Annotated in this window: 20 protein-coding genes and 3 pseudogenes; 8 read left to right on the forward strand and 15 right to left on the reverse strand. The window is 36.8% G+C overall.

Features of this window, described 5'->3' with window-relative positions:
- Positions 1-16: 16 nt before the first annotated feature.
- The 11 genes and pseudogenes from BOQ62_RS14760 to hutH all read right to left on the reverse strand — a co-directional run bounded on the left by BOQ62_RS14760 (position 17) and on the right by hutH (position 12,627).
- A complete protein-coding gene (locus BOQ62_RS14760) occupies positions 17-2,188 on the reverse strand; it encodes a T9SS-dependent M36 family metallopeptidase (RefSeq protein WP_129040672.1) in 2,172 nt (723 codons plus the stop codon).
- A complete protein-coding gene (locus tag BOQ62_RS14765) occupies positions 2,185-2,652 on the reverse strand; it encodes a hypothetical protein (protein ID WP_129040674.1) in 468 nt (155 codons plus the stop codon). Before BOQ62_RS14765 ends, BOQ62_RS14760 begins: the two co-directional genes overlap by 4 nt.
- Before the next feature lie 157 nt (positions 2,653-2,809).
- Positions 2,810-4,063 carry a DUF3887 domain-containing protein gene (locus BOQ62_RS14770; RefSeq protein ID WP_129040676.1) on the reverse strand — a complete coding sequence of 418 codons (1,254 nt, stop codon included), beginning with the start codon at positions 4,061-4,063 and terminating at the stop codon, positions 2,810-2,812.
- Between the two features lie 8 nt (positions 4,064-4,071).
- A complete protein-coding gene (locus BOQ62_RS14775; protein ID WP_129040678.1) occupies positions 4,072-4,437 on the reverse strand; it encodes a hypothetical protein in 366 nt (121 codons plus the stop codon).
- Positions 4,434-6,119, reverse strand: a pseudogene (locus BOQ62_RS14780) (C45 family autoproteolytic acyltransferase/hydolase). The gene BOQ62_RS14775 and the pseudogene BOQ62_RS14780 overlap by 4 nt, the downstream one beginning before the upstream one ends.
- A 1-nt stretch (position 6,120) precedes the next feature.
- Positions 6,121-7,647, reverse strand: a complete 1,527-nt coding sequence (locus BOQ62_RS14785) for a phytoene desaturase family protein (protein WP_129040680.1) — start codon at positions 7,645-7,647, stop codon at positions 6,121-6,123.
- A 160-nt stretch (positions 7,648-7,807) separates the two neighbouring features.
- A pseudogene (locus tag BOQ62_RS14790) lies at positions 7,808-8,690 on the reverse strand (lipid A biosynthesis acyltransferase).
- 120 nt (positions 8,691-8,810) lie between these two features.
- Complete coding sequence (locus BOQ62_RS14795) at positions 8,811-9,065, reverse strand: acyl carrier protein (RefSeq protein WP_105702438.1); 255 nt, start codon at positions 9,063-9,065, stop codon at positions 8,811-8,813.
- A gap of 4 nt (positions 9,066-9,069) precedes the next feature.
- Positions 9,070-10,290, reverse strand: coding sequence for a beta-ketoacyl-[acyl-carrier-protein] synthase family protein (locus tag BOQ62_RS14800; protein ID WP_129040681.1), 1,221 nt, complete (start codon positions 10,288-10,290; stop codon positions 9,070-9,072).
- Position 10,291: 1 nt separating this feature from the next.
- On the reverse strand, positions 10,292-11,023 hold the full coding sequence (fabG, locus tag BOQ62_RS14805) for a 3-oxoacyl-ACP reductase FabG (RefSeq protein WP_129040683.1): 732 nt from the start codon (positions 11,021-11,023) through the stop codon (positions 10,292-10,294).
- 83 nt (positions 11,024-11,106) lie between these two features.
- A complete protein-coding gene (hutH, locus tag BOQ62_RS14810; protein ID WP_185146802.1) occupies positions 11,107-12,627 on the reverse strand; it encodes a histidine ammonia-lyase in 1,521 nt (506 codons plus the stop codon).
- A gap of 98 nt (positions 12,628-12,725) precedes the next feature.
- Between hutH and BOQ62_RS14815 the strand changes: the two genes are divergently transcribed.
- On the forward strand, positions 12,726-13,982 hold the full coding sequence (locus BOQ62_RS14815) for an NAD(P)/FAD-dependent oxidoreductase (RefSeq protein ID WP_129040687.1): 1,257 nt from the start codon (positions 12,726-12,728) through the stop codon (positions 13,980-13,982).
- 34 nt (positions 13,983-14,016) lie between these two features.
- On the opposite strand, the gene BOQ62_RS22535 is transcribed toward BOQ62_RS14815, so the two are convergent.
- The 4 genes from BOQ62_RS22535 to BOQ62_RS14830 form a co-directional block, all read right to left on the reverse strand.
- Complete coding sequence (locus BOQ62_RS22535; RefSeq protein ID WP_164976759.1) at positions 14,017-14,190, reverse strand: hypothetical protein; 174 nt, start codon at positions 14,188-14,190, stop codon at positions 14,017-14,019.
- A 107-nt stretch (positions 14,191-14,297) separates the two neighbouring features.
- On the reverse strand, positions 14,298-14,615 hold the full coding sequence (locus tag BOQ62_RS14820) for a hypothetical protein (RefSeq protein ID WP_129040689.1): 318 nt from the start codon (positions 14,613-14,615) through the stop codon (positions 14,298-14,300).
- 75 nt (positions 14,616-14,690) lie between these two features.
- Positions 14,691-15,983 (reverse strand): phenylacetate--CoA ligase family protein, encoded by a 1,293-nt coding sequence (locus BOQ62_RS14825; protein ID WP_129040691.1) that lies wholly within the window; start codon positions 15,981-15,983, stop codon positions 14,691-14,693.
- Between the two features lie 75 nt (positions 15,984-16,058).
- Positions 16,059-17,747 carry a M23 family metallopeptidase gene (locus tag BOQ62_RS14830; protein WP_129040693.1) on the reverse strand — a complete coding sequence of 563 codons (1,689 nt, stop codon included), beginning with the start codon at positions 17,745-17,747 and terminating at the stop codon, positions 16,059-16,061.
- Positions 17,748-18,121: 374 nt separating this feature from the next.
- Between BOQ62_RS14830 and ileS the strand changes: the two genes are divergently transcribed.
- The 7 genes and pseudogenes from ileS (at position 18,122) to trpS (ending at position 24,914) form a co-directional block, all read left to right on the forward strand.
- Complete coding sequence (gene ileS, locus BOQ62_RS14835) at positions 18,122-21,517, forward strand: isoleucine--tRNA ligase (protein WP_129040695.1); 3,396 nt, start codon at positions 18,122-18,124, stop codon at positions 21,515-21,517.
- A gap of 58 nt (positions 21,518-21,575) precedes the next feature.
- Positions 21,576-21,956 carry a TraR/DksA family transcriptional regulator gene (locus tag BOQ62_RS14840; RefSeq protein ID WP_002983772.1) on the forward strand — a complete coding sequence of 127 codons (381 nt, stop codon included), beginning with the start codon at positions 21,576-21,578 and terminating at the stop codon, positions 21,954-21,956.
- Positions 21,957-22,034: 78 nt separating this feature from the next.
- The gene (locus BOQ62_RS14845; RefSeq protein WP_129040697.1) at positions 22,035-22,280 is read left to right on the forward strand and encodes a DUF6576 domain-containing protein; all 246 of its coding nucleotides are present in this window, start codon (positions 22,035-22,037) and stop codon (positions 22,278-22,280) included.
- A gap of 16 nt (positions 22,281-22,296) precedes the next feature.
- Positions 22,297-22,491, forward strand: coding sequence for a DUF2683 family protein (locus tag BOQ62_RS14850; protein ID WP_129040699.1), 195 nt, complete (start codon positions 22,297-22,299; stop codon positions 22,489-22,491).
- Positions 22,491-23,129 carry a lipoprotein signal peptidase gene (locus BOQ62_RS14855; protein WP_129040701.1) on the forward strand — a complete coding sequence of 213 codons (639 nt, stop codon included), beginning with the start codon at positions 22,491-22,493 and terminating at the stop codon, positions 23,127-23,129. Before BOQ62_RS14850 ends, BOQ62_RS14855 begins: the two co-directional genes overlap by 1 nt.
- A gap of 3 nt (positions 23,130-23,132) precedes the next feature.
- Positions 23,133-23,785: pseudogene (locus BOQ62_RS14860) on the forward strand (vancomycin high temperature exclusion protein).
- A gap of 160 nt (positions 23,786-23,945) precedes the next feature.
- Positions 23,946-24,914: a tryptophan--tRNA ligase gene (trpS, locus tag BOQ62_RS14865; RefSeq protein ID WP_129040703.1), complete on the forward strand. Its 969-nt coding sequence runs from the start codon at positions 23,946-23,948 to the stop codon at positions 24,912-24,914.
- Positions 24,915-24,927: the final 13 nt, after the last annotated feature.

A 24,927-nucleotide genomic window follows, 5' to 3' on the forward strand; every position in this document is an offset into this window, starting at 1 on the left:
TTAGTTATTATAATTCCTATTTGGAAACAATAATCTTTTGAGAATAGTCAATTGAATCATTATTGACTTTTACAATATAAGCTCCATTGATCAGCTTTTCAGCACTGATTGTATTTTGCTTATTAAGGTTAACGCTTTCCTGTGAAATCAGTTTTCCTGTGAAATCATAAATAGAAACCGTTGTAATTCCTGATAATTTCATATCGGATGGAGTTTTTATCGTGAATTCATTTCTTACTGGATTTGGATAGATGGATATTCCTTTAGAGTTGTTGATTTCTTTTACAGCCAATAAACATTCTGCAGGAACTGAAAAATCTTCTACCTGATCACTTATATCCGCTAAAGGCTGATTTGCACCAAATTCCAAGCCGTTAAGAGCTCCAGCAGAAGCATTTACTCCTAAACCTCTTTTAGCAAATGTATTCCAGATCATACATTTATTTTGTCCTCCTGTAGATGCCTGGTCAGCAGCGAGAATGGCATCTCTACCCTGTGCAAATGTAGGATTACATGGCTGCAATTTAAGAGCATCCATTACCAACTGTAAAACTCTTGCGCTTCCACTATTCGGATCTGCAAGAACATTACTGTTGTATCCATATTTTTCTACATATTTCCAGTTAAGATCCCAAAGCATTGAGCCCCAAATAAATCCGATACTGTGAACGTCCGGTACAGTAACAGGAATTCCCTGAATACTTGTACTTATTTTCATTCCGTTTGTACGTCCATAAGTATAATCATTGATCGCAAAATCAGGTGAATATTTTGCAGGTCTTATTCCTCCACCGGTTGTAGCCTGTCCTGAAGCAAAAGTTCCCATACCTCTAGCCATAGTAGAAGTATCTCCCGGTCTGGTTGTCATCATCAAAGCGAAGAAGTCTGACCATCCTTCACCCATCTGCTCATTAGATGAAATATAAGATAAACAAGAACTTCCTGTTCCGGTTAGACGGTTAGAGATACCATGACCATATTCGTGGCTGATTACTCCATTATCCAAACTTGCATCTTTATAAACTGCATCTGTTTTTATTGTTGCATTTCCTACAATACCGTTAGTTAGGTCATTCACTAAAAACTGACCTTCAGTCATACCTACCATAATTGAAGGAATAGTGATGGTAGCATCTGTTCCTCCCATCCCTATAGGTGTATTACTTGACGGGTGATATTGTATAACCCCTACTGCTCCTGCAGTCTGTAAGTTCTTTGTTTTTACAGCAAAACCACATCCTGCAGCATTGACTACTGCAATTTTTCCGATAAGGCTTCCGGCTGTAACTGCAGTACATGCGTCAGCTGGAGTAGAAAGAGCAAGATCTCCTGTTACAGGTGGATTTCCCATAATCTGAGGTCCGAAATTCGCAGTAGTGGCTATCGGAGCTCTGGCGGTATAAGTAGATGGTGAATTATAATAAAGATATCTTACATTTCCACTCGGTGAAAAAAGAAACATCTGCATTCTTCCGCTTGTTCCATCAGCTCCAGGATTAAAGTTGGCATTATTAAGACCGCTGCCATCTCTTGATTCCGCAAGAACAGGGTCGTTACCTACTCCTCCGTTTCCAAAATTGTTTACCTGATAGTTTCTTGCAGATTCCGTAAATCCAAACTTATAAAATACATCGTGCATTTTATTGGAGTTGTAGAATAAATTGGTTACTGCTGCTGAAGTATAGGTAGTGTGGGCAGCCGTTATATCTAAAGGAAAATCAAACGCTCTGTTTGCTCCTCCGTCAGGAGAGAATTGTGGTAAATTGGTGTTATTTTCGTCAGTATATGCGAAGGCATTATTACCTCTTGTTATCGTATAATGATTAGTCCCATCAGAATGCCAACCTTCCGGAGATGCCGTAAGATCCCATGGGTTTGTAAGTAATGTTCTTGCACCAAATGTAGGTGCTTCTGTTGGAAATGCAAATACATTATAAGATGCATTATCAGGTACTAATACAAAATTTGCAGGGGTCTGTAAGTTTGCAGCAGCTATATTGGCAGGTAAAGAGGCCGGAATATTCTGTACGAATGATTCAGAGTGATGATCAAAAGCTTCATCATGGAAGCTACAAGATAAAGTTGTATTTTCCTGATACAAAATAGAGCCGTCATCTGTACTTATGATAGTGTTCCAAACATTACCCGTCCCTTTTTCTTCAACATAGAACTGATACCCTAGTATCAATTCTCCACCTTTGCAAAATAAACAGAATTAGCCACAATTGGCGTTTCTTTTCCGTCAATATTCTTTACGGAAGATAATCCATTCAGTTTTTGAATTGTACTCGCCACTAAGGCATCTTTTCTACCACTTTCCTTTCCTTTAATAGCAGAAGGGGATTTCTTAATAAAACTATCCGCAAAGTTTAAAACTTTACCCTCTCTGATTAAAACGTTGGCAGAACTTCCAAAAACCGGAATACCATTAATCGTTTGTTGTATCCCTACAACATCTCCATTTAAGCTCTTAGAAGGATCTACATTAATGATTTTAAATGCTTTCAGTTCAGGATTCACTCCTTGAAATGATGCCTGAGCAGAATTAACATAATCCTTAATTGTCTGTTCGTATTTTTGCGCAGATAATGCACTTACGCTGAAAATAGAACAAAACAACAACAGCTTAACACTTAGTCGAATTTTTTTCATTTAGATTACTTTTAACTAATATCAATAGGTTAGATTTGATAGTTAGTAGGAAAATAATCTAAAATGTTACAAATAATTACAACATATATTCAAAAAAATCAAATAAACTAAATAAATACATTCATTTTACATCAACCTCTTAAAATAAGTTTAAGAATTATTGTAAAATAAATTGTGTAAGATCTTTTAAAAATTGTTTGTCAACTTTTCCTTTTGTCTCGTAATCTTTTGGAGAAGGTTTCCCAGAACCAGCTATAAATAAATGACTTAACAAAGGATACCATTTAAATACAGCCGTTTTATTATTTTTCAATGTTTCTTTCCAAAGGTTGAAATCTTTCTCAGTCACCTGATAATCTCTACCCCCTTGTGCAAAAAACATAGGATCTTTGATTTTCTTCACCTCATTAAGCTGATTGTAATTTTTCAAATATTGCCAGTATGCTGCAGGCTGTCCCAAAGAAAGTTCTTGTGCCGGTGAACTCAAATTAAATTGGGATGAGTTTAAAAATGCGACCTGCTTTTTTATTTCCTCAACAGCTTCGGCAGGAACCTTTGTGGGATCCAAAGTGTGAAGATATTCATATTGTTCAACCAAAAGATCTTGAAGTGGTCTTGCATTTCCAGCCATAAAAATATACTTTGAAGCCTGAGCTTTTTTTGCAATTTCAGGCATCAGATAAGCTCCCTGACTGTGTCCCAGAATGATAATCTGATATCCTTTAAAATCTGCATTATTCTTAAAATAATTGGCTGCATTTACTGCATCATTGATGGTTTCCTCTTCTACCGTAGACTTTTCATTGAATGACTCCGGATAGGTATAAGTTCTTTTGTCATATCGGTAAGAAGCAATTCCGTTGTTTAAAAGATATTCTGCAATATCTTTAAACGGCTTGTTTTCTCCAATAGTTTCGTCTCTATCATGTGCTCCTGAACCATGAACAAAAATAACCAGCTTCTTTTTATTGTTAGAGGGAGGAAGCAGTAATGTTCCTTTCAATTCAATAGCATCACTTTTTATTTTCAGAGTGGTTTTCTCATCTGGTTTTTCAAATGTTTTATGAGGAACTAAAAAGAAACCCAGCAATTTATTACCCTCACTAAAAGTAAGCTGAACATCGAGTTTTGTTTTTTCAAATTCTGTATAGTAATAATAGATATTTCCTTCGTTGTTCACTTCCAGGATATTTTTTAATCCTCCTATTTGCCCCTGAAGCTGTTCTGTAACGGCTTTAAGTTGTTCCACAGGAATCTGTCCCGCTACCGATGAATCAAAATAAGAATGTGCTTTTTCTATGTTTTTATCTATTAATAAAGCTTTGATGAAAGTATTACCGATTTCTTTTCTGTCCTGAGAAAATGACAACAGAGAGTATACGGCAAGAAACAGGGTTAAAAGTTTTTTCATATAATCAGTTATTTATAAACCACATCAGAAAATGACAATGGAGTCATCATTATGGTTACAAATATCGCAATAATTACCAAAGCCAGCTGTGTGATATGGTAGGTTTTTTCTCTTTCGTTCTCATTGATTTCAAACGTAAATTTTATTTTATCCGGTCTTCGGATAATCAACCAAATAAATAGAAGAATGAACAAGTTCATAATGACAGGGAATACAAGAAATATTTTGCTACCATAATTGTCTTTCATATTTCCATAACCATGAATCACGATAGTATCTGGTATTGAGCTGTAAACGGTACACAAATACACTGAATAACAGATAATAATGACAACAGGAATGCAGAATAGCAGTTTTATATATTTAGGGATCATTTCAGTTTCTTTAAGGTCTTTTTCAGGCTTTTTTCTACATTTTTTCTGTCGGGAACAGTTGTAATTTCTTTCGTCAGAGCTTTTTCAAATTCAGCTTTTGCCTTTGAATATTCTTTTTTTCTAAAATAATACTTTCCTGATTGATAATAGACCTGCCAAAATTCAGGATTCATAGACTGATAATAAGGAATAAGATCATCTGACAATAAAATGTCTTTATTTTCAGCAGCCTCATTGATTTCTTTGCCCAACATTTTAGATTGCTCATAGTGCTCAAATTCTTCAGAATCGGCAAACGGATCTCTTGCAATATTCAATTCTGTTTTTGCCTGAAGGCTTTGTCCCACATTTTTCCGGAAAAATTTCATTCAGATCATAACATACAAATTCTCCCAGCTGATAAGGATTGGAAGACACCCAAACCAGTTTTTTCTGAGGTGAAAATATAACAGCATGATGAGCCAGAAGCTGATTGAGCGCCTTCTCATTTCCATAACCAATACTTTCATCTTTTAAGCCGGATCGGTTTCTTAAAATGAAAGCCATCTTTGCCGGAGTTATCTTTTTTTCTTCCTGCAAAAGTTCCTGCAATTTTTCATAACGGTATTCGGAATGACTTTCTTCAATCTGTTTCTGATTTCTTTTGTCATTTTTATAGGCTTCGGATTGAAAATGGTTGGTGCAAAGAACCCTGCTGGTATTCTGTACCCTGTACACTCCGAAATTTTTAGGTGAAACTTCAATAATGACTGCATTTTTGTCTGCAGCACTTCCTACAAGAATGGATTCTGAAACGAAAACTTCTCTTTTTTTAGCAATGGCAATCGCTTCTTCTATATTTTTAGCATATTGCAGAATTTCTCTTGTTACAAGAGAAATAGGAGTCTTTGCCGTTAGAGGAATCTTTGACTTTCCTGCATTAATGGTTACCGTAATTCCTTCTTTATTCATCCCGGAAACTACGCCGATCATTCCTGGCCAGCTCACAGACATGTAAGGGATTCCTTCCTCCGGCTGAACAAATTCTACCAGTTTATTTTTGCAAAATCATCTCCTACATAAAAATCGAAATTTCTTCCGATTAACAGGTCACCATCTTCGGTATTTTCGTTCCATACCGCAAGAGAAGTACAGCCTACCATAGCCAGATCCTGCATTGCATGTCCGATATCGTGAGCTCCGTGCAGATAAAGGTTTCTTAAATAGTTAGGAGCAATAAAATCATACTGACTGGATGAATATTGTGACAAACCATACAATTCGGCCTGATAATCTTCTCTTACATTGAGGTACATTTTTCTGTTGTACCATTTTAAAAAACCTCTCAACAATCTTTGTCTGAATTTTGACGGTACAAAACCTTCCACTTTTGAAAAGAAAACACCTTCCTGTTGCTGCATCAGACTTTGTGTCAATGCCCCGTTATTATATCCCAGCTGCAAAGGATTTCCTTTTATATAGAGTTCCCAGAGCTGTTGTTTATTTTTGGTAAGATAATTCTGATTGTAACTGAAAGTACTGTCGTTGATCCGGGTTACTACCGGAACCTCTACAGAATATTGTTTTACATCGGGAATGTGTTTAATAGACTTCGATATTCCGCAGGAAGTGAAGAAAAGACAAAAAGTAAGATAAAAAAGAGCTCTTCTATAGGCTGAATGAAAGGTATTCGTTTTTTTCACTTTAATTTTTATTAATCATTTGTGTAAGCCTCATGTCTATCGTTTCTTTTCCCAAAATCTCTGCACAGGTATTGAAAGCTCCGATAGTAACGCCTAAAATCCCATGCATATTAACAGATTGCCCGGTTAGAAACAGATTATCAATTTTGGTACGGGGAGAAACCATTGTTTTAAGTGGATTCTGCGAGCTTTTCATGTATCCGTACATATTTCCTTCAAAATTCCCGATATAGTCTCTGTAAGACAAGGGAGAAGAAGTATATATCGTTTTAATAGCATGCCTTAGATTAGGAATTTTCTTCTCCAGCGCATCCAGCAGTTTTTCTGTTTTTTCAAGTTTAAATCTTTCATAAGCGGCTCCTCTTTCATGTTCGTCTGCTACGGTATTGAAAGTATTTTCCCATTCTTTCACCTCATCAAAATCCATATAAGAAATAGCGGTAAGACTTTCTGCGAATTCAGGATGATGCTTAGAGGGCGTGGAAGAAAGCATATACGTTTCCGGCCATGATTCTTTGCTGTAACGGAATGCATTCCAGACCTGTTCTTCCGATGAATAGTGGTATCTGTTGTAATTGAAATTCGGAAGATTCTTAGGCTGTAAAACCAGATAAATACTAAAACATGATGAAACCGGCTTCCAGCTTAACACCCTATTCAAAAAAGACTTTTTCAGTCTTTCCTCTCCTATCAGCTTAATGGTGGAACGGATCTCAATATTTGAAATAAATTGTTTTGCAGCGTATTCTTTTCCTGCTTTTGTTCTTACAGCAGCCAGTACATTATTTTCATTAAAAACAAAATCAGAAACTTCCGAGTACTTGTGTACTTCAGCTCCATATTCACGAAGTTTTCTGATGAGAAGTTTAGAAATCTGGCTTCCTCCTTTTACGCATTTATAAGCACTTTGGATATAAGAGTTTACCGTTAAAGCATGTACATAAAAAGGAACATTTTCAGAATCTCCGGCATATAAAAAATTGGACCCCAGTAAAACCGACTGAAGTTTTTTGTTATGAGTAACAGATTCTATGAATCTTTTGGTGTTAAGATGCAGAATTTCTTCGTTGTAGCTGTCTTTTCCCACCACATGGTATCTTGGAAACTGGCTGCATACATACTGAATCTCTTCACAGTAGTCTTCAAGGTTTTCTTTTTCTTCCGGAAAGTATTTGGAAAGCTGTTCTACAAAGTTGTTGTAGCCTTGTGCGTGTGGATATTCTATTTCCTCGTCTCCGAAACTGATTCTGTCATAGCCGTCTACATCCATCAGCTGCAGCTCAAGATCATCTATGATTTCAAGATAAGAAAAGAACTGGTTCAGATTCTGGCCTTTGCTTAAACCTCCGAGATAATGAACACCAGTATCAAAGATAAGTTTGTCCCGTGAAAAGGTCTGCAGATTTCCACCGTATTGGTTATTTTTCTCCAGAACGCATACTTTCAGACCTTCTTTCGCCAAAATAAGAGCTGAAACAAGACCTCCCAATCCGCTGCCGATTACAAGTATGTCGTATTCTTTTTTCAAAGGAGAATGTGCTTTTAATAATTAAGAAACAGGGAATTTAAGATATTTAAAGATTACTTTCGTAAAGTAAGCATAGAAATTTTGTAAGTGATCTTAAATTTCGGTAAATCTTAATGGTTTTTAGTTTTTTATTCGTTTTTATGGGATAAAAATAGAAAAATTAATCAACATCATCCCAAAAATCAAAATAATTAAACCATTGAAGCGGATATTTTTTCACCATGGTTTCAAGATTATCAACATAAGACTGTAAAAGTCCCTGAGAATCACGGTTTTTGATATTCTGAGCTACTCTTGCATACAGATGGTAATGAAGATTTTTCTCTTTCATCACATAAACGTACACTACAGGAACACCCAATCTTGAAGCAATCAAAAACGGACCAGCCGGAAATTTTGCGCTCTTCCCCAGCAATTCAGCTTCCAGATATTTGGATCCTTCAAAATAACGGTCTCCTGTAAAGCAGATCAGTTCATTATTGGACAAAGCCTGATTAATCTCAAAGATATGAGACATATCTTCTTTAACATAAATAAATTTGATATTACTTTCTTTTACAGCAACGCTTTCCAGATATTCCTTAATCACAGTAACTTCCTGATCCGTAGTGACCAGATTGATCTGACAGTCAAAATCAATATCTGCAAAAAATGTTCTGCAATTTCAAAATTACCGATATGAGCACTGATCAGTACCCCTCCTTTTTAGCGGCTAAAAGATTTCTGAGGTTTTCAATGCCATCAAACTCATAGGTATATTTTTCTCTGAGCCCGGCAGAAATAGCCGTTTTATCAATCAAAACTTTCCCGAAAGTAAAATAGCTTTTAAATATTGAGGCTTTGGATTTCCAGTATCCGTAGTTGAGTCTTTTCTGAAAGTAATAAAGAATGTACTGGTTGCTTTTCTTCTGGAATAATGAGTAATAGGCTGCCACAAAGTAAAGCACCCCATATGAACTTCTGATTCCGATATTTCTAATACACCATACGAATATTCTGTATCCGAGTACTGTTCCTTTAGATTTACCTTTCCACTTGTTCATATATAGAATTTAATATAACAGAGAACCAATGTAGCAATATCTTTTTTGAAGCGTCTGTTATCAGATCGCTGCGATATTATTACATTGGCCCATTTTATAGAATAAAGATTTACTTAATAACTAGGCGTTTTTTTCAGCAATCTTATGTTCAATCGTTGTATAGAAATCGTCAAATGTTATCATTTTCTTGAAATCTGCTTCTCCTAATTTCACCCCGAAATTAGATTCAATTACTACTACCATGTCGATATAATCTAAGCTGTCTAAGCCCAGTGTATTTTTAAGGTTGGCATCATTACTGATTTCGTCTCCGTCAACCTCAAATTCGTTGACCAGAAAATCATTAACGATGGCAACTATTTTTTCCCTTTCCATGTTTTTAATCAAATTTTTTAACTATTAGTGCAGAATTGGTTCCCCCAAACCCAAAAGAATTCGACAAAAATACATCAATTTTTTGATTTTTTGTTTTTGCGACTAAATTTATCTTTTGTGCTTCATTATCAGGGTTTTCCAGATTGATATTTGGAGCAACAAAATCGTTCTGCATCATCAGAATAGAGTAGATAACTTCACTTGCACCTGCCATCCAGCACTCGTGTCCGGTCATAGATTTGGTAGAACTTACCAGAACTTCACTCCCGAAAATTTCGTAGATAGCTTTTGCTTCATTGGCATCACCAATTGGAGTAGAAGTTGCATGAGCATTGATATAATCGATGTCTGAAGCTTTTAATCCTGACTGTTTTAAGGCTCTGTCCATTGCCAAAGCTGGTCCATCCACATTGGGTGTTGAAATATGACCTCCGTTTGAAGAAAAACCATACCCGATAATTTCTGCAATGATTGGAGCCCCTCTTCTTTTGGCAGATTCTAAGCTTTCAACGATCAGGCTGGCTGCGCCACCACTGGGAATCAATCCGTCTCTTTCTGCATCGAAAGGTCTGGATGCTTTTGTAGGCTGATCTTCTCTGGCTGAGAACACTCCCAATCCATCAAAACTCGCCATGGAATATTTATTGGTTTCCTGAGCTCCTCCACAGATAATCATATCCTGAAAACCATTTTTGATCATCATATAAGCCAATCCCAAAGAATGGGAACCGCTTGCACAGGCTGCACTGATGGTAAGATTGATTCCTTTCAGTTTAAAAATGGTAGAAAGGTTCATCGTTACGGTTGAGTTCATTGATTTGAAGATCGCTCCCGATCCCATCAATGTTGTATCTTTCTTTTCTCTTGCAATGTCGATAGATTCTACGACTGCCTGAGAAACACTGTCGTTGCCATATAAAATTCCCACTTCATGAGAATCTAAGAATTCTTCATCCAGATTGGCCTGTTTTAAAGCGTCAATGGTAGCCAGATAAGCATATTCGCTTTCTTCGCCCATACTGATACGCTGGCGTCTGTTTAAAAGGTTTTTCAGATCAGGTTTAGGAACAACTCCTGTAAGGCCAGACCTGAAACCGAATTCTTTTCTGTCCGGATCTAAAACAATACCAGATTTTCCTTGATATAGGGATTCTCTGACCTCTTCTAAAGATGTCCCGATGCAGGAATAAATTCCCATTCCGGTAATTACAACCCTATTTTCCATGTTATGAATAAATTCCTCCGTTAATATTAATCACTTCTCCTGTAATGTAAGAAGATTTTTTAGATGCTAAAAATGCTACAAGATCTGCCACTTCTTCTGCTTCCCCGAATCTGTTGGCAGGTATCATTGCTTTCAGTTCTTCTTCATTAAAATCCTGAGTCATATCTGTTTTGATAAAACCAGGAGCTACGGCATTTACGGTAACATTTCTTTTGGCAACTTCCTGAGCAAGAGCTTTTGTAGCACCTACCAAAGCCCCTTTTGCAGCAGAATAATTCGTCTGTCCGGCTGTTCCTTTTACTCCGGATACAGAAACCATATTGATGATTCTTCCGTATTTGTTACGAAGCAGCTTTTGTATAAAGAAATTGGTCACATTGAAAAATCCGTCCAGACTTGTATTGATTACACTGTTCCAGTCTTCTTTCTGCATCCACATAAAAAGACCGTCTCTTGTGATTCCGGCATTATTGACAATCACTTCTACCACTGCGTCAGGATTTTTCTCCTGCCATTCCGTTAAAACAGCTTGTGTTTCTTCGGTATTTCCTACATCAAATTTAAGAATTTCTCCGGTAGCGCCCAATTCTTTCACTTTAGCCAAAGTTTCGTTGGCTGCCGTTTCGTTTGAAGCGTAGTTGATAAGGATGTGATAGTTTTTCTCTTCAGCCAGTTTTATACAGATTGCCCTCCCGATTCCTCTGGAGCCTCCTGTTATAATTGCACATTTCATGCGTTAGTGTTTATATCGTTTTTAGTTTTTTTAAGTTGATGTTGTATGCCTTTCTTTAAAAGACAATCCATGGCAGCCAATAGTTACATTCCCTTCAGGTATTTCTTGACTCCCTCCAGATACGGATACATTACCATATCATCTGAGAAAGCAGGAATAATCTTTCTGATATCATCATACAGTTCTTTTGTAGAGGATGAAACCTTATCCTGGAACCCAAGATATTCAACCGCCTGAATGATAGTAATAGCTTCAATGGCTAATACTTCAAAAGCATTTTCAATGACTTTTCTGCAGATCACAGCAGCGTTTGTTCCCATGCTAACGATGTCCTGATTGTCATTATTATTTGGAATACTGTGAACATACATTGGGTTAGACAGCATTTGGCTTTCTGCCGTGGTGGAAGTTGCCGTAAACTGTACACCCTGCATCCCGAAATTGAACCCTAATTTACCTAAATTGACAAAAGGGGGCAAAATTTCATTGATTTTTGCATTCAGAAGATAGTTTAACTGTCTTTCTGCAAGCATGGTCAGTTTGGTTACCACAATTTTAAGTTTGTCCATTTCCAGAGATATATAATCACCATGGAAATTCCCTCCGTGATATACATGTTGATCCTCAACGTTGATAATTGGGTTATCATTCGCAGAATTGATCTCATTCTCAAGAACTTTTTCTGTATATTCCAGCGTATCAAGTACTGGTCCCAGAATCTGAGGAACACATCTTAAAGAATAGTATTCCTGAACTTTTTCCTTGAATACTTTTTCCTGTTCTTCGAAATGGGTATAAAGGTGGTCTTCTCTTTTTCTGATCAGTTTACTGTCTGCAAGGTGAGCACGCATTCTTTCTGCCACTTTCTGCTGTCCGTAATGCTTCTTCGTTCCGTTCAAAGCCTCTGATAAATGGTCATCATAAGCCTGCACAATTTCATTGATGGCACATGAAAGTCTAAGGGAAATATCTGTAAGCTGATTCGCTTTATAGGCATTCACAATACCGATTCCTGACATCACGGAAGTTCCGTTCATCAAAGCAAGACCTTCACGGATCTCTACTTTTATCGGTTCTAACCCTTCTGTTTCAAAAACGTCTTTGGTAGATTTTCGTTCTCCTTTATAAAAAACTTCTCCTTCTCCAATCAATACTAAAGCTAAGTGAGCCAGCTGAACAAGGTCTCCGCTTGCTCCTACTCCTCCATGTTCAAAGATCAGTGGGGTAATATCTCTGTTGATGAGCTCCTGAAGAAGATAGATAACCGACTGGTGCACTCCTGAATTTCCTAAGGATAGGGTATTCAATCTTGCCAGCATACATGCTTTTACTTCTTCTGCCGGTAAAGGATTTCCTATTCCTGAAGAATGGCTTCTGATCAGGTTATACTGAAGCTGGTGTGTATCTTCATCACTGATCTTAAACTGAGCCATAGGCCCAAAACCAGTGTTCACACCATATATTACTTTATTTTTTGAAAATTCTTTTAAAAACTGAAAACTTTTATCCACTCTTGATAAAAGTGATTCATCCAGTTCTATTTTTTCATTCTCAATGATAATTTTTTGAAAGTCTTTCAGTTCTAAAAAGTTATTTATTTTCATCAATTAAAAGTAATAGTTGATAATTTTGTAAAATATTAATTATTTGTCACTAATTTTGCGGCAAAGATAAAAGTTATTATTAAAATAAAAAATCAAAGATGAGCAAAGAATCTGTTGACGTTCTTGTAATCGGAGCTGGACCCTCCGGATGCGTGTCTTCTTCGTACCTGAAGAACAATAACGTCAGCGTAAAAGTAGTTGAAAAGACAAAATTCCCGAGGCTGGTAGTCGGAGAAAGCTTAATTCCAAGGGTTATGGACCACTTTGAGGAGGCCGGACTTTTCCCTGCATTAGACAAAATGGGCTTTGAGAAAAAGCTGGGAGCACGTTTCCTTCGCGGTGACGAGGTCTGCATTTTTGATTTCAGTAACAAATTCGGACAAGGCTGGGACTGGACCTGGCAGGTTCCAAGAGCTGATTTTGATAATACTCTTGCTCAGGAGGTGATTAATAAAGGAATTGATCTTGAATTTGAAACCGAAGTTATCGACATCAGATTTGACGGAACAAATTCTGTGACTACGGTAAGAAATAAGGATGGAGAAACAAAAGAGATCCATGCTAAATTTGTTATTGATTCCAGCGGTTACGGAAGAGTACTTCCCCGCCTGCTTGATTTGGAAAAGCCTTCAAAATTATCTCCTCACTCTGCTATTTTCTCTCATGTAAACGATATTAACAGAGAACCGGGAGAGGAAGGAACTTTGATTTCTTTTGACATTATTGAAACAGAAGTATGGCTTTGGGTAATTCCTTTTTCCAACGGAAATACCAGTGTAGGAATTGTAGGCCCTACTGAATATATTGACAAATTATCTGAAAGTGGAGATGCAGCTGAAGCTTTGAGAAAGGCAATTTCTCTTTCAGATTATTATGTAAAACGTTTTGGAGAGGTAGATTTCCTTTTTGAGCCTAAACACCTGAAAGATTACTCATGTTCAGTGAAAAGTTTATTCGGGGACGGATTTGCTTTAACAGGGAATGCATCGGAATTTCTAGATCCTGTATTTTCTTCGGGAATGGCTTTTGCCACAGAATCCGGAATGTTGGCTGCCAAACTGGCTTTAAGACAATTAAACGGCGAAAAAATTGACTGGCAGACGGAATACTCGGATTACATTTTATATGGTGTGGATGTTTTCACCACGTATGTTAAAGAATGGTATACCGGAAATCTTCAGGAACTGTTCTTCCACCAACCGGAAAACCCGGATGTAAAGAAAAAGATCTGTGCAGTTTTAGCGGGTTATGTCTGGAATAAAGACAATCCTTTTGTAAAAAAGCACGATACAGTGATTAAAAATCTTGCCAACCTGATCAAGTTAGAAAAACAGGAGCAGCAAAAACAAGCATAAAAAAACGGTCTGAAAATTCAGACCGTTTTTTGTTTTATTGTAAAGCATTTTTAATCGCTTTACCTAATTCTTTTCCTGTTTTCTCATATGCTGCGGATATTCTTCCATATTCCATACGATAGCTACCTTTACTTCCTATCCCTTCAATCTTATCACCTTGAACTTTAGTTAATACTTTAGATGGGTTTTCAGTTTCAACAAATATCATTTCTGAGGATAACTTAGCCGGCTGTGTTACAAATCCTGTCCATCCGGCATAGATCCACTTTGTAACTAGGATTAAGGTATACTTTGCCGAAACCCCTTTACTGAATTTTATTTTTTCGCTTTACCATTTACTCCTTCAATAAACTTATCAAAAAAAATAGATTCTTTATGCTTTTGCCACTCTTTATTCCATTCTTTCCAGGATTCCTCACCTTTCTTAGCCAATGTTTCTGTCTTTCTTCTTTCAAGATATTGAGCTTCAGTATAATTATCTGCCTGAAAAAGAGGATTTTCAAATTTAAACTGAACATTCACTTCTGTCTGATCTTTCAGAAAGTCAAAATTTCCAGACTCAATACTAATTTTGTCCTGGGCAAAAGTTGTCGTGGTAATAGCTACAAAAAGCAGCAGAAATAATTTTTTCATAGTGTATTAGTTTTGCTATTTAAGAGCCCAAAGATATTATAAAAAGGAAATCTTTACCCACTCTTTATTTTAATTTTATCTTAAGTCAATAAAAGTGATTGGCTTTCTGCTGTTTGGATTAAAAACGGTTTTAGAAAGAACATTAAAATCAATAATTTCAATTTTTGGGCTCACTCTTAATTTTGCACGGAAGTGGTCTCTTACTTCATTGACAAATCCTTCGTGATCTTCTTCTGTACTTAATTTGATGATAATTTCATCAAGACCAATTTCATTCGCCTGAATAACAATCTGATAGCATAAAATATTATTAAAATCATTCAAAATATCATTCATTGCAGGAGGATACAGTGTTGTTCCTTTGTATTTGATCATCTGCTGCTTCCTTCCTACTACTGGTCCTAACCTCATCGTATTTCGTCCACACTGGCATGGTTCATAATGGGCTTTTACAAGATCTCCGGTTCTAAATCTCAACAGAGGAATGGCTTCAACACCCAATGTTGTAATGGTAAGCTCACCACTTTCTCCTTCTTTTACAGGATTTCCTTCATCATCAAGAATTTCTGTAATAATGAGTTCCGGATGATGATGTCCTCCGATCTGGAATTCACATTCTGTGAAAGCGGTACTCATTTCGGTAGAAGCATACGTTGAAAAGAGCTTTATATCCCATTTTTCTTTGATTTTCTGTGAAAGAATATTATCTGTAAAATCCTGGTTTTTGATGCTTTCTCCGATACAAACAGCCCCATAAACACTGGAATTCTTATAATCCAATCCGTGTTTTTCGGCATAATCAATCATTTTCAATAGAAAAGAAGGTACGGTAATCAAATATTTAGGTTTGTATCTGAAAATAGAATCCCACTGAAGTTCTGGAATTCCGGGTCCCATTCTTACCACGCTTGCTCCCATTTTTCTTAAGCCCAGAAAATAAGCAAGTCCTGCCATAAACCGTTTGTCTATAGTGGTAATCATCTGGACAACATCTCCCTTTTGAATCCCGGCACAGGCGAAAGATATCGCTTCATTGTATGCCAGCCTTTCAAGATCACTGTCGGACAATCCGAAAGTAACCGGATCACCCAACGTCCCGGAAGTGGTACTGTAATCGACAATTTTATCTGGTGTTATACAGAAAAAATCGTGGTTATACTGCTGAAGATCATTCTTTGTGGTGGTAGGAATCTTCTGAAGATCTTCCAGAGTATGGATATCAGCAATATTGATATTATTTTCTTTGAACAGTTTCTGATAAAAAGGGGAATGGGTTTCAAGATAGGTCAAAAGCTCACGAAGTTTTTCTTCCTGAAATTGTTTTATTTCCTGAGTCCCTGCTTTTTCGATTAACGGATGAAATTCCAATGATTTTAATTTTTAAAAGGCAAATTTATTTAATTAAAATGAAAAGATTTAAAGATTCAACTTTTAAAAGATGATTTATCTCTGAAACGTAAAAGTTTGTGTATTGATATTTCCGGCAGTATTGATGGTTGTTACTTTTAAAGTATGAGAACCGCTTCCTTTAGGGCATTTTTCATCAAAAGTGTAGACAAAATTATCTTTTACGCGAGCAAATCTCAACCATTTTCCATCCAGTTCTGCCCGGAATGAAACAATATCTCCAATTTTCGTGGTTCCTTTTAAGAGTAAAGAACTGCTATTAACCAGTGCTCTTTCTTCCCAGCCTGATGAAACAGACGGCAGGTTATTGTCTATCAATAGTTTTGCAGTACCCAATCTATTGAATTTTCCTTCTGCCCAATCACCATTCCATTTTACCTTGACAACGGTTTTATCACTACCATAATCAAGGAGGATAACGGCTTTGTCTTTTTCTGTATTGGTTAATTTTCTATTCGATTTTATTTTTAAAGTATATTCATCCTGAACGGGAATGTAAGTACTTTGTAAAACAATACTATTTGAAACGGCATTCGGATCAGCATCCGGCTTTTCATAGGCATTGAAATTTACGGCATCATACATGGCATTTTTACTGAAAGCAATCTCTGTATCTTCTGTGGTAATGGTTTTCGCTTCGTTAGCCATTATTGTTTTTGCCGTAGAGGATATTTTGTCCGAGGTTTTGTTTAACTGGAGTTTTGTTGTTAAACGGCTCGTATTTCCTTTTACATCTTTGAGGACAATTTCAATGGAATGAACATTTTCATCCTGAAGTTTGATAATTCCTGTTGAATTTGGAAGACTATAATTCTGTAGTTTCATTCCCGGTAAATCAGCTAAGTGCTGAATTCCCATTTTATCTCTGATAAATTTGGTATAATCTATACAACCGTTGATGTAGCGGGTATCGTCATAGTGGATTTTGTCAATTTTAAAACTGTAAATCAGCTTGCCATCCATCAATAATTCTGCATTGTAAATACCCAGATTAAAACCTTGATTAGCTTTATCAACGGCTTTAATGGCAAAACTTATTTCAGGGGAATTCACCTGGACAATGTTAGTAGTATAAACATTTCCTGCTTTTTTAACAGCAACACCATTCGCACCAGGTTCATAAGTACTGAAACGGCGGTCATACCAATACAATCCACTGATAATGGGTGCAATATGATCAGGAATAACAAAACCAAAAAGTAGTGGATTAAGGCATTCTTCTGTTTTAGTATCTCTTATTTCAAAATGAAGATGCGGGCCAGCAGATCCTCCGGTATTTCCACTCAATGCAATCTGTTGTCCCTTTTCCACAGGAAACTGTCCGGGTTGAAAAGTAATATCCTGTTCCCACTTTTCGTCTTTATATTGCCTTTCTTTTACATATTCATCAAGTGCATTAAAATATTTGTTCAGGTGAGCATAGACGGTTGTATAGCCACTGGGATGAGTGATGTACACTGCATTTCCAAATCCATATCGTTCCACTTTTATCCTGCTCACATAGCCGTCTGCTGCAGCAAGAACCGGTAAATTCTCCTGGCTATTGGTTCTCAAATCCAATCCCATATGAAAGTGATTGGTCCGGATAGCTCCAAAATTGGCTGCCAGCTGCATGGGAATGTTGAGTGGATTCCTGAAATAATTCTGTGGATAGTTAGTTTGAGCTTGTACAATGCCTGTGTTGACAAAACAAACAAAAAGCATCAGGTAATAAAAGATTTTCATACAGCATTTGGGTTTATACGTCTAATTAAATATACGAATTTTTAAGTTATGCTTATTTTTTTTGACCGCAGATTTCACAGATCTTCACAGATGATTATGTTGTAAGTTTTGGTTAAAGGCATTGGATATGTTTTTATTATTTAACTGGGCCAAAGCCCACTCCTATTGAGTAAATTGCATTAAATTTCATGCTCAAAGCAGTCTGAAAAATTCACTTATTGACTATTCACCATTCACTTTTTCCCACTTTCTCCATTTATATTTCTGAAATTGAACTTTTTAATAGAAATTACCTAAATAAAACATATATTATAAACCGACAAATTTTAGTAAATTTGCAGACTTAATTAATCAACGATATTGAGATATTTACAATGAGCCAATTTAAAGAATACAAAAACCTCAACCTTATTGACGTAGCAGAGAATGTAGCGGAATTTTGGAAACAAAATAAAACCTTCAATAAGAGTGTTGAGATTCGTCAGGGAAATCCTGAGTTTGTTTTTTATGAAGGTCCGCCTTCAGCAAACGGTATGCCTGGAATTCACCACGTAATGGCAAGAGCATTGAAAGATATTTTCTGCCGTTACCAGACTCAAAACGGAAAACAGGTTTTCCGTAAAGCAGGCTGGGATACGCATGGTCTTCCTGTGGAACTGGGTGTAGAAAAAGAATTAGGAATTACGAAAGAAGATATTGGCAAAAAAATCTCTATTGAAGACTATAACAAAGCTTGCCGTGAAGCAGTAATGCGTTATACCGACGTATGGAATAACCTTACAGAGAAAATCGGATATTGGGTAGACCTTGATGATCCGTATATCACGTACAAGTCAAAATATATGGAAACCGTTTGGTGGTTATTGAAGCAGTTGTATAGCAAAGATTTGTTGTACAAAGGTTACACGATCCAGCCTTACTCTCCAAAAGCAGGAACAGGACTTTCTTCTCACGAGCTGAATCAGCCCGGGACTTACCGTGATGTCTCAGACACAACGGTTGTGGCTCAGTTTAAAGTAAAGAAGGACTCTTCAGCATTGTTCAATGATGTTGACGGAGATGTACATATCCTTGCATGGACGACGACTCCATGGACGCTTCCATCCAATACGGCTCTTACTGTAGGTAGAGATATTGAATATGTTGTAGTGAAAACCTTCAATCAATATACCTTTGAACCTGTAACAGTTGTTTTATCAAGTGTTCTTTTACCTAAAGTTTTCGGTAAAAAATATGCAGAAGGTACAGATGAAGATTTTGCCAACTATACTCCGGAAACAAAAGTAATTCCTTTCAGAATACTAAAAGAGTTTACAGGAGAAAAACTTGTTGATACAAGATATGAGCAATTAATTCCTTGGTTTACACCTAATGCCAACCCTGAAAATGCATTCAGAGTAATCTTAGGAGATTTTGTAACCACTGAAGACGGTACAGGTATCGTTCACACGGCGCCTACTTTTGGTGCAGATGATGCTAGAGTAGCTAAAATGGCTCAGCCTGAGATCCCGCCAATGTTGGTAAAAGATGAAAATGACAATCTTGTACCATTGGTAGATTTACAAGGTAGATTCATCAAAGGAAACAATGTGCCTGCGGTATTCTCCGGAACTTATATCAAAAACGAATACTACGATGAAGGAACTGCTCCTGAGAAATCATGGGATGTAGAACTTGCGATCCTGTTGAAAACGGAGAACAAGGCTTTCAAAGTAGAAAAATATGTCCACTCTTATCCACACTGCTGGAGAACAGATAAGCCGGTATTGTACTACCCGCTGGATTCATGGTTTGTGAAAATGACTGCTGTAAAAGACAGATTAGTTAATTTAAACAAAGACATCAACTGGAAGCCAAAAGCTACCGGAGAAGGACGTTTTGCCAACTGGTTAGAAAATGTAAATGACTGGAACCTTTCCCGTTCAAGATATTGGGGTATTCCGTTGCCAATCTGGAGAACAGATGATTTGAAAGAAGAAAAGATCATCGGTTCTGTAGAAGAATTATACAACGAAATCGAAAAATCAATTGCAGCAGGACTGATGACTGAAAACCCGTTCAAAGGTTTTATCATCGGAAATATGTCTGAGTCTAATTATGAGCTTGTGGATCTTCACAAAAATGTAGTAGACAAAGTAGTATTGATTTCTGATTCAGGAAAAGCAATGAAGCGTGAGAGCGACTTGATCGACGTTTGGTTCGATTCAGGGTCTATGCCTTATGCACAGTTGCACTATCCTTTCGAAAACAAAGAATTAATTGACAACAACAAAGCATTCCCTGCTGATTTCATCGCAGAAGGTGTTGACCAGACGCGTGGATGGTTCTATACGCTTCACGCTATCGGAACTGCGGTATTTGATTCGGTTGCTTATAAAAACGTAATGAGTAACGGTCTTGTTCTGGATAAGAACGGACAAAAAATGTCAAAACGTTTAGGAAATGCGGTAGATCCGTTCGAAACACTTTCTGTATACGGACCGGATGCTACCCGTTGGTATATGATCTCGAATGCCAACCCATGGGAAAACCTGAAGTTTGATATTGAAGGAATTGATGAAGTAAGAAGAAAGTTCTTCGGAACACTTTACAATACCTATTCATTCTTTGCTTTGTATGCGAATGTGGATGGCTTCAACTATTCGGAAAAAGAAGTGGAAAACCGTCCGGAAATAGACAGATGGATCCTTTCTGAGCTTAATCTTCTGATCAAGGAAGTGAAAGCTTTCTATGAAGACTATGAGCCAACAAGAGTAGCAAGAGCAATCAGCAACTTCGTGAATGATAACTTAAGCAACTGGTATGTAAGATTGTGTAGAAGACGTTTCTGGAAAGGAGATTATTCTGATGACAAGATCTCTGCTTACCAGACTTTATACACTTGTCTTGAAACAGTGGCAAAACTATCTGCTCCTATTGCTCCATTCTTTATGGATCAATTATATCAGGATCTTAATAAAGTAACAGGAAAAGAAAGCTGTGAATCTGTACACTTAACAGACTTCCCGGTAGCTGATGAAAGTTTAATTGATCAGGATCTGGTTGAAAAAACGCATTTAGCTCAGAACATTACCAGTATGGTTTTCTCTTTGAGAAAGAAAGAAAATGTAAAAGTTCGTCAGCCGTTACAAAAAGTATTGGTTCCTGTATTGGATGCTAAAGCAGAAGAGCAGATTCTTGCTGTTGCAGACCTTATCAAGCAGGAAGTAAACGTAAAAGAATTACAGTTAATTAATGCTGAAGAAGCATCACACTTAATTGTAAAACAGATAAAACCTAACTTCAAAGCGCTTGGCCCTAAACTAGGAAAAGACATGAAGGTAGTAGGTGCCGAGATTAGCAATCTTGCTGCAGAACAGATTTCCGCTCTTGAAAAAGAAGGAAAACTGGATGTTCAGGGATATGAAATTACCCTTGATGACGTGGAAATTTCTACAAAAGATATCCCAGGATGGACAGTTACTTCCGATGGAAAAACAACTGTGGCATTAGATTTGACGTTAACCGATGAATTAAAATCTGAAGGGATCGCAAGAGAGTTCATCAACAGAATTCAGAACCTGCGAAAAGACAAAGACTTTGATCTGACAGACAGAATTTCAATCACATTAGAAGAAAGCTCTCCTTTCTTGAATGAGATTAAGAAAAATGAAGAATATATTTCTTCCGAAGTCTTGTCAAATAAAATAGAAATTGTATCTTCACTTTCAAATTTTAACGAAATCGAAATAGATGAGGTTAATTTTAAGATAAATGTTGAAAAAAATTAACATGTAGTTATTATATTTCAAATTCCATTTCATAATTTTATTAAAAAAGAGAACGAATATGTCAGACGAAAGAGTTAGATACAGCGATGCTGATTTACAGGAATTTAAAGCGATCATTAAAGAAAAAATAGAAAAAGCAGAAAAAGATCTTCAGCTTATCAGAGAAAGTTTCATCAATGACCAGAATAACGGAACCGATGATACTTCTCCTACTTTCAAGGCTTTTGAAGAAGGAGCAGAAACGCTGAGCAAAGAGCAGAACTCTATTTTGGCAGGAAGACAGGAAAAATTCGTGCGTGACCTTAAAAATGCTTTGATCAGAATCGAAAATAAAACGTATGGTGTTTGCAGAGTAACAGGAAAACTGATTCCTAAGGAAAGACTTTTAGCCGTTCCTCACGCTACGCTGAGCATCGAAGCGAAAAACATGCAAAAATAACCGTAAGGTTTGAAAAATAATATTGGGTTTATATCGTATTCAAGGATACTTTATAAACCTAATTTTTAATGTATACCCATGAGCGAATTATTAGTTTTGGGATTTATTATCGCAATAGTCCTTTTGTTTTTCAACAGAGAATGGATCAAAAACAGATTCTTTCCTGATCAGCAGAAGAACTACACCATTGATGATCAATTCAATTCTGATAAACGTGAACGGGAGAAAGAAATCGATAGACTTTTAAGCAAAATGGGCAAAAACGGAATCAATGATCTGTCTGAAAAAGACAGAAAACGACTGGACGAATTGTCTAAAATGTAAAAATTAAATATAAGAAATGGAATCTATTATAGTACATCCAAAAAATGCAATGGAGCTTACTGCACTGAAAGGTGTTCTGAAAGAAATGGGTATTAAATTTGAAAAAGCTCATGTTAAGAGTTCATACAACGGACAGAAAGTAGTCAAGAAAGCAAGCGACAATAAAAATGTAAAGCCGGCTGCAAAGCCTTCAAAACCTAAAGGGCAGTAATGAAAAAGATTTTAGCGATAACATTTTTGGTGTTATTAATTGACCAGGCTTCAAAAATTTATATCAAAACCCACTTTAATCTGGATGACAGCGTAACTGTTTTGCCAGGTTTTAAGCTGACCTTCGTAGAAAACCCGGGGATGGCTTACGGATTTCACTTTGGAGGAATTATCGGAAAATATTTCCTGGTGATCCTGAGACTTTTCCTGATTGGAGGAATGGTTTATATGTTTAAAAAATGGTTGAAAGAAGGCGCATCCAACTATCTTTTGATCCCGATGGCTGTCATCTTTGCCGGAGCAATCGGAAATCTTATCGATGGAATGTTCTACGGAATGATTTTCGACAGCGGAACGGTATATGACCCAAGTATTGACCGATGGATTGGTTATGGAGGGATTTCCAAGTTTGCCCCTTTCGGACAAGGATATTCTACTTTTATGAAAGGGTGTGTCGTAGATATGCTTCACTTCCCACTGGTAGACTGGAATGTTCCTGAAAGCTGGCCATTAATTGGAGGAAAACATATTGAGTTCTTCAAATATATTTTCAACGTTGCAGATTCTGCCATTACTGTAGGAGCGGCATTCTTACTAATATTCAGAAAAAAAGCTTTCCCGAACGGTCTGGAGTTTTAAAAGATCTTTTCAGATGAAAAAATAATCAAAAATATTTTTAAAATTTTCCTGCTTCTTTTCGTTGCAGGAATTATTTTTATTGCCTGGGCAAATTACAGCATCAAAAAGGACAGCGAAGCCTTTGTTTCCTACAATATTGCTGATGTACCGGAAACAAAAACCGCACTCTTACTGGGAACCGGAAAGCTTTTGAGTAACGGAACTCCGAATGCTTATTTCTATAACAGAATTAAAGCAGCAGCAGATTTATTTAAAAGCGGAAAAATACAATACATCATTGTCAGCGGAGACAACAGCACGCAAGATTATAACGAACCTGAAGATATGCAGCTGGCACTAATGCAAAGCGGAGTTCCACAGGATAAAATCATTATGGATCACGCTGGATTCAGAACGCTGGATTCTGTGGTAAGAGCAAAGGATATTTTCAGTCAGACAAAACTGGTTATTATTTCTCAGAAATTCCACAATGAAAGAGCTGTTTTTCTGGCCAGAAAAATGGTATGGAAGCCTTTGGATACAATGCCGCTGATGTGAATAAATATGCAGGATTAAAGACCAATTTGAGAGAATATGCTGCGAAAGCTAAAGCCTACTGGGATCTCCTTTTTGGTGTAGAACCGAAATTTGGAGGAGAGAAGATTGTGATTCCTTAGTTTTTTAACCATGGATTACACGGATTACCACAGATGATTGAGGAAAAATATATGTCTCTTGGCTCTTGATTCCTTTAATCTTTTTACTTTTTCATTCTTTATTCTCCGCAAACCTCGTAAATTTGCTATTCATTAATTTTTAAATATAAATTTTAAACAAATGTCAAGAATTCTTACCGGCATTCAAGCCACCGGAACACCCCATCTTGGAAATTTATTAGGGGCCATTATTCCTGCTATTGAACTTTCCAAGCAGGAAGGAAATGAATCATTTTTATTTATTGCGAATCTTCACACGCTTACCCAGATTAAAGATGCGCAGACGTTAAGACAAAATACCTACGAGATTGCTGCGGCTTGGCTTGCTTGTGGATTAGATACTGAAAAAACATTTTTCTACAGACAAAGTGATATCGCTGAAACCTGTGAACTTTCTTGGCATTTATCATGTTTTTTTCCTTATCAAAGATTAACACTGGCTCATTCATTCAAGGATAAAGCTGACAGACTTCAGGACGTAAATGCCGGACTGTTTACTTACCCTATTTTGATGGCTGCAGATATTTTACTGTATGATGCTGAAATTGTACCTGTAGGAAAAGATCAGCTTCAGCACCTGGAATTTGCAAGAGATGTTGCTTCAAGGTTCAACAACCAGATGGGTGAAATTCTTGTACTTCCACAATCTGAACTTCAGGAAGACACAAAATATGTTCCGGGAACAGACGGCCAGAAAATGTCTAAATCAAGAGGAAATATCATCAATATTTTCTTACCGGAAAAGGAGCTTAAAAAACAGGTTATGAGTATTGAATCGGATTCGAAATCTCTAGAAGAGCCTAAGGATCCTGAAACAGATAAGACATTCCAGATTTATCAACTGGTTGCGACACCTGAACAGACTAAAGAATTAAGAGCTAAGTATCTTGCCGGAAACTTCGGGTACGGTCATGCTAAAAAAGAATTACTGGATCTTATTCTGGTACGTTTTGCCAAAGAAAGAGAAACGTTCGCTTATTATATGAACAATCTTGATGAGCTTGAAGCAAAACTTCAGCAGGGAGCAGAAAAAACCAGACCAATTGCACTGGAAACTCTTAAAAGAGTAAGAACAAGCTTAGGATTTTAATACTGAGTTTTAA

The sequence above is a fragment of the Chryseobacterium sp. CH21 genome, assembly GCF_004119445.1.
Lineage (GTDB): Bacteria > Bacteroidota > Bacteroidia > Flavobacteriales > Weeksellaceae > Chryseobacterium.

What these genes read in the sequence shown, in the direction of transcription:
- BOQ62_RS14765 (WP_129040674.1), bottom strand. Translation starts at nt 2,652, where the DNA reads ATGAAAAAAATTCGACTAAGTGTTAAGCTGTTGTTGTTTTGTTCTATT.
- BOQ62_RS14770 (WP_129040676.1), bottom strand. Translation starts at nt 4,063, where the DNA reads ATGAAAAAACTTTTAACCCTGTTTCTTGCCGTATACTCTCTGTTGTCA.
- BOQ62_RS14775 (WP_129040678.1), bottom strand. Translation starts at nt 4,437, where the DNA reads ATGATCCCTAAATATATAAAACTGCTATTCTGCATTCCTGTTGTCATT.
- BOQ62_RS14795 (WP_105702438.1), bottom strand. Translation starts at nt 9,065, where the DNA reads ATGGAAAGGGAAAAAATAGTTGCCATCGTTAATGATTTTCTGGTCAAC.
- BOQ62_RS14800 (WP_129040681.1), bottom strand. Translation starts at nt 10,290, where the DNA reads ATGGAAAATAGGGTTGTAATTACCGGAATGGGAATTTATTCCTGCATC.
- fabG (WP_129040683.1), bottom strand. Translation starts at nt 11,023, where the DNA reads ATGAAATGTGCAATTATAACAGGAGGCTCCAGAGGAATCGGGAGGGCA.
- hutH (WP_185146802.1), bottom strand. Translation starts at nt 12,627, where the DNA reads ATGAAAATAAATAACTTTTTAGAACTGAAAGACTTTCAAAAAATTATC.
- BOQ62_RS14815 (WP_129040687.1), top strand. Translation starts at nt 12,726, where the DNA reads ATGAGCAAAGAATCTGTTGACGTTCTTGTAATCGGAGCTGGACCCTCC.
- BOQ62_RS22535 (WP_164976759.1), bottom strand. Translation starts at nt 14,190, where the DNA reads ATGATATTTGTTGAAACTGAAAACCCATCTAAAGTATTAACTAAAGTT.
- BOQ62_RS14820 (WP_129040689.1), bottom strand. Translation starts at nt 14,615, where the DNA reads ATGAAAAAATTATTTCTGCTGCTTTTTGTAGCTATTACCACGACAACT.
- BOQ62_RS14830 (WP_129040693.1), bottom strand. Translation starts at nt 17,747, where the DNA reads ATGAAAATCTTTTATTACCTGATGCTTTTTGTTTGTTTTGTCAACACA.
- ileS (WP_129040695.1), top strand. Translation starts at nt 18,122, where the DNA reads ATGAGCCAATTTAAAGAATACAAAAACCTCAACCTTATTGACGTAGCA.
- BOQ62_RS14840 (WP_002983772.1), top strand. Translation starts at nt 21,576, where the DNA reads ATGTCAGACGAAAGAGTTAGATACAGCGATGCTGATTTACAGGAATTT.
- BOQ62_RS14845 (WP_129040697.1), top strand. Translation starts at nt 22,035, where the DNA reads ATGAGCGAATTATTAGTTTTGGGATTTATTATCGCAATAGTCCTTTTG.
- BOQ62_RS14850 (WP_129040699.1), top strand. Translation starts at nt 22,297, where the DNA reads ATGGAATCTATTATAGTACATCCAAAAAATGCAATGGAGCTTACTGCA.
- BOQ62_RS14855 (WP_129040701.1), top strand. Translation starts at nt 22,491, where the DNA reads ATGAAAAAGATTTTAGCGATAACATTTTTGGTGTTATTAATTGACCAG.
- trpS (WP_129040703.1), top strand. Translation starts at nt 23,946, where the DNA reads ATGTCAAGAATTCTTACCGGCATTCAAGCCACCGGAACACCCCATCTT.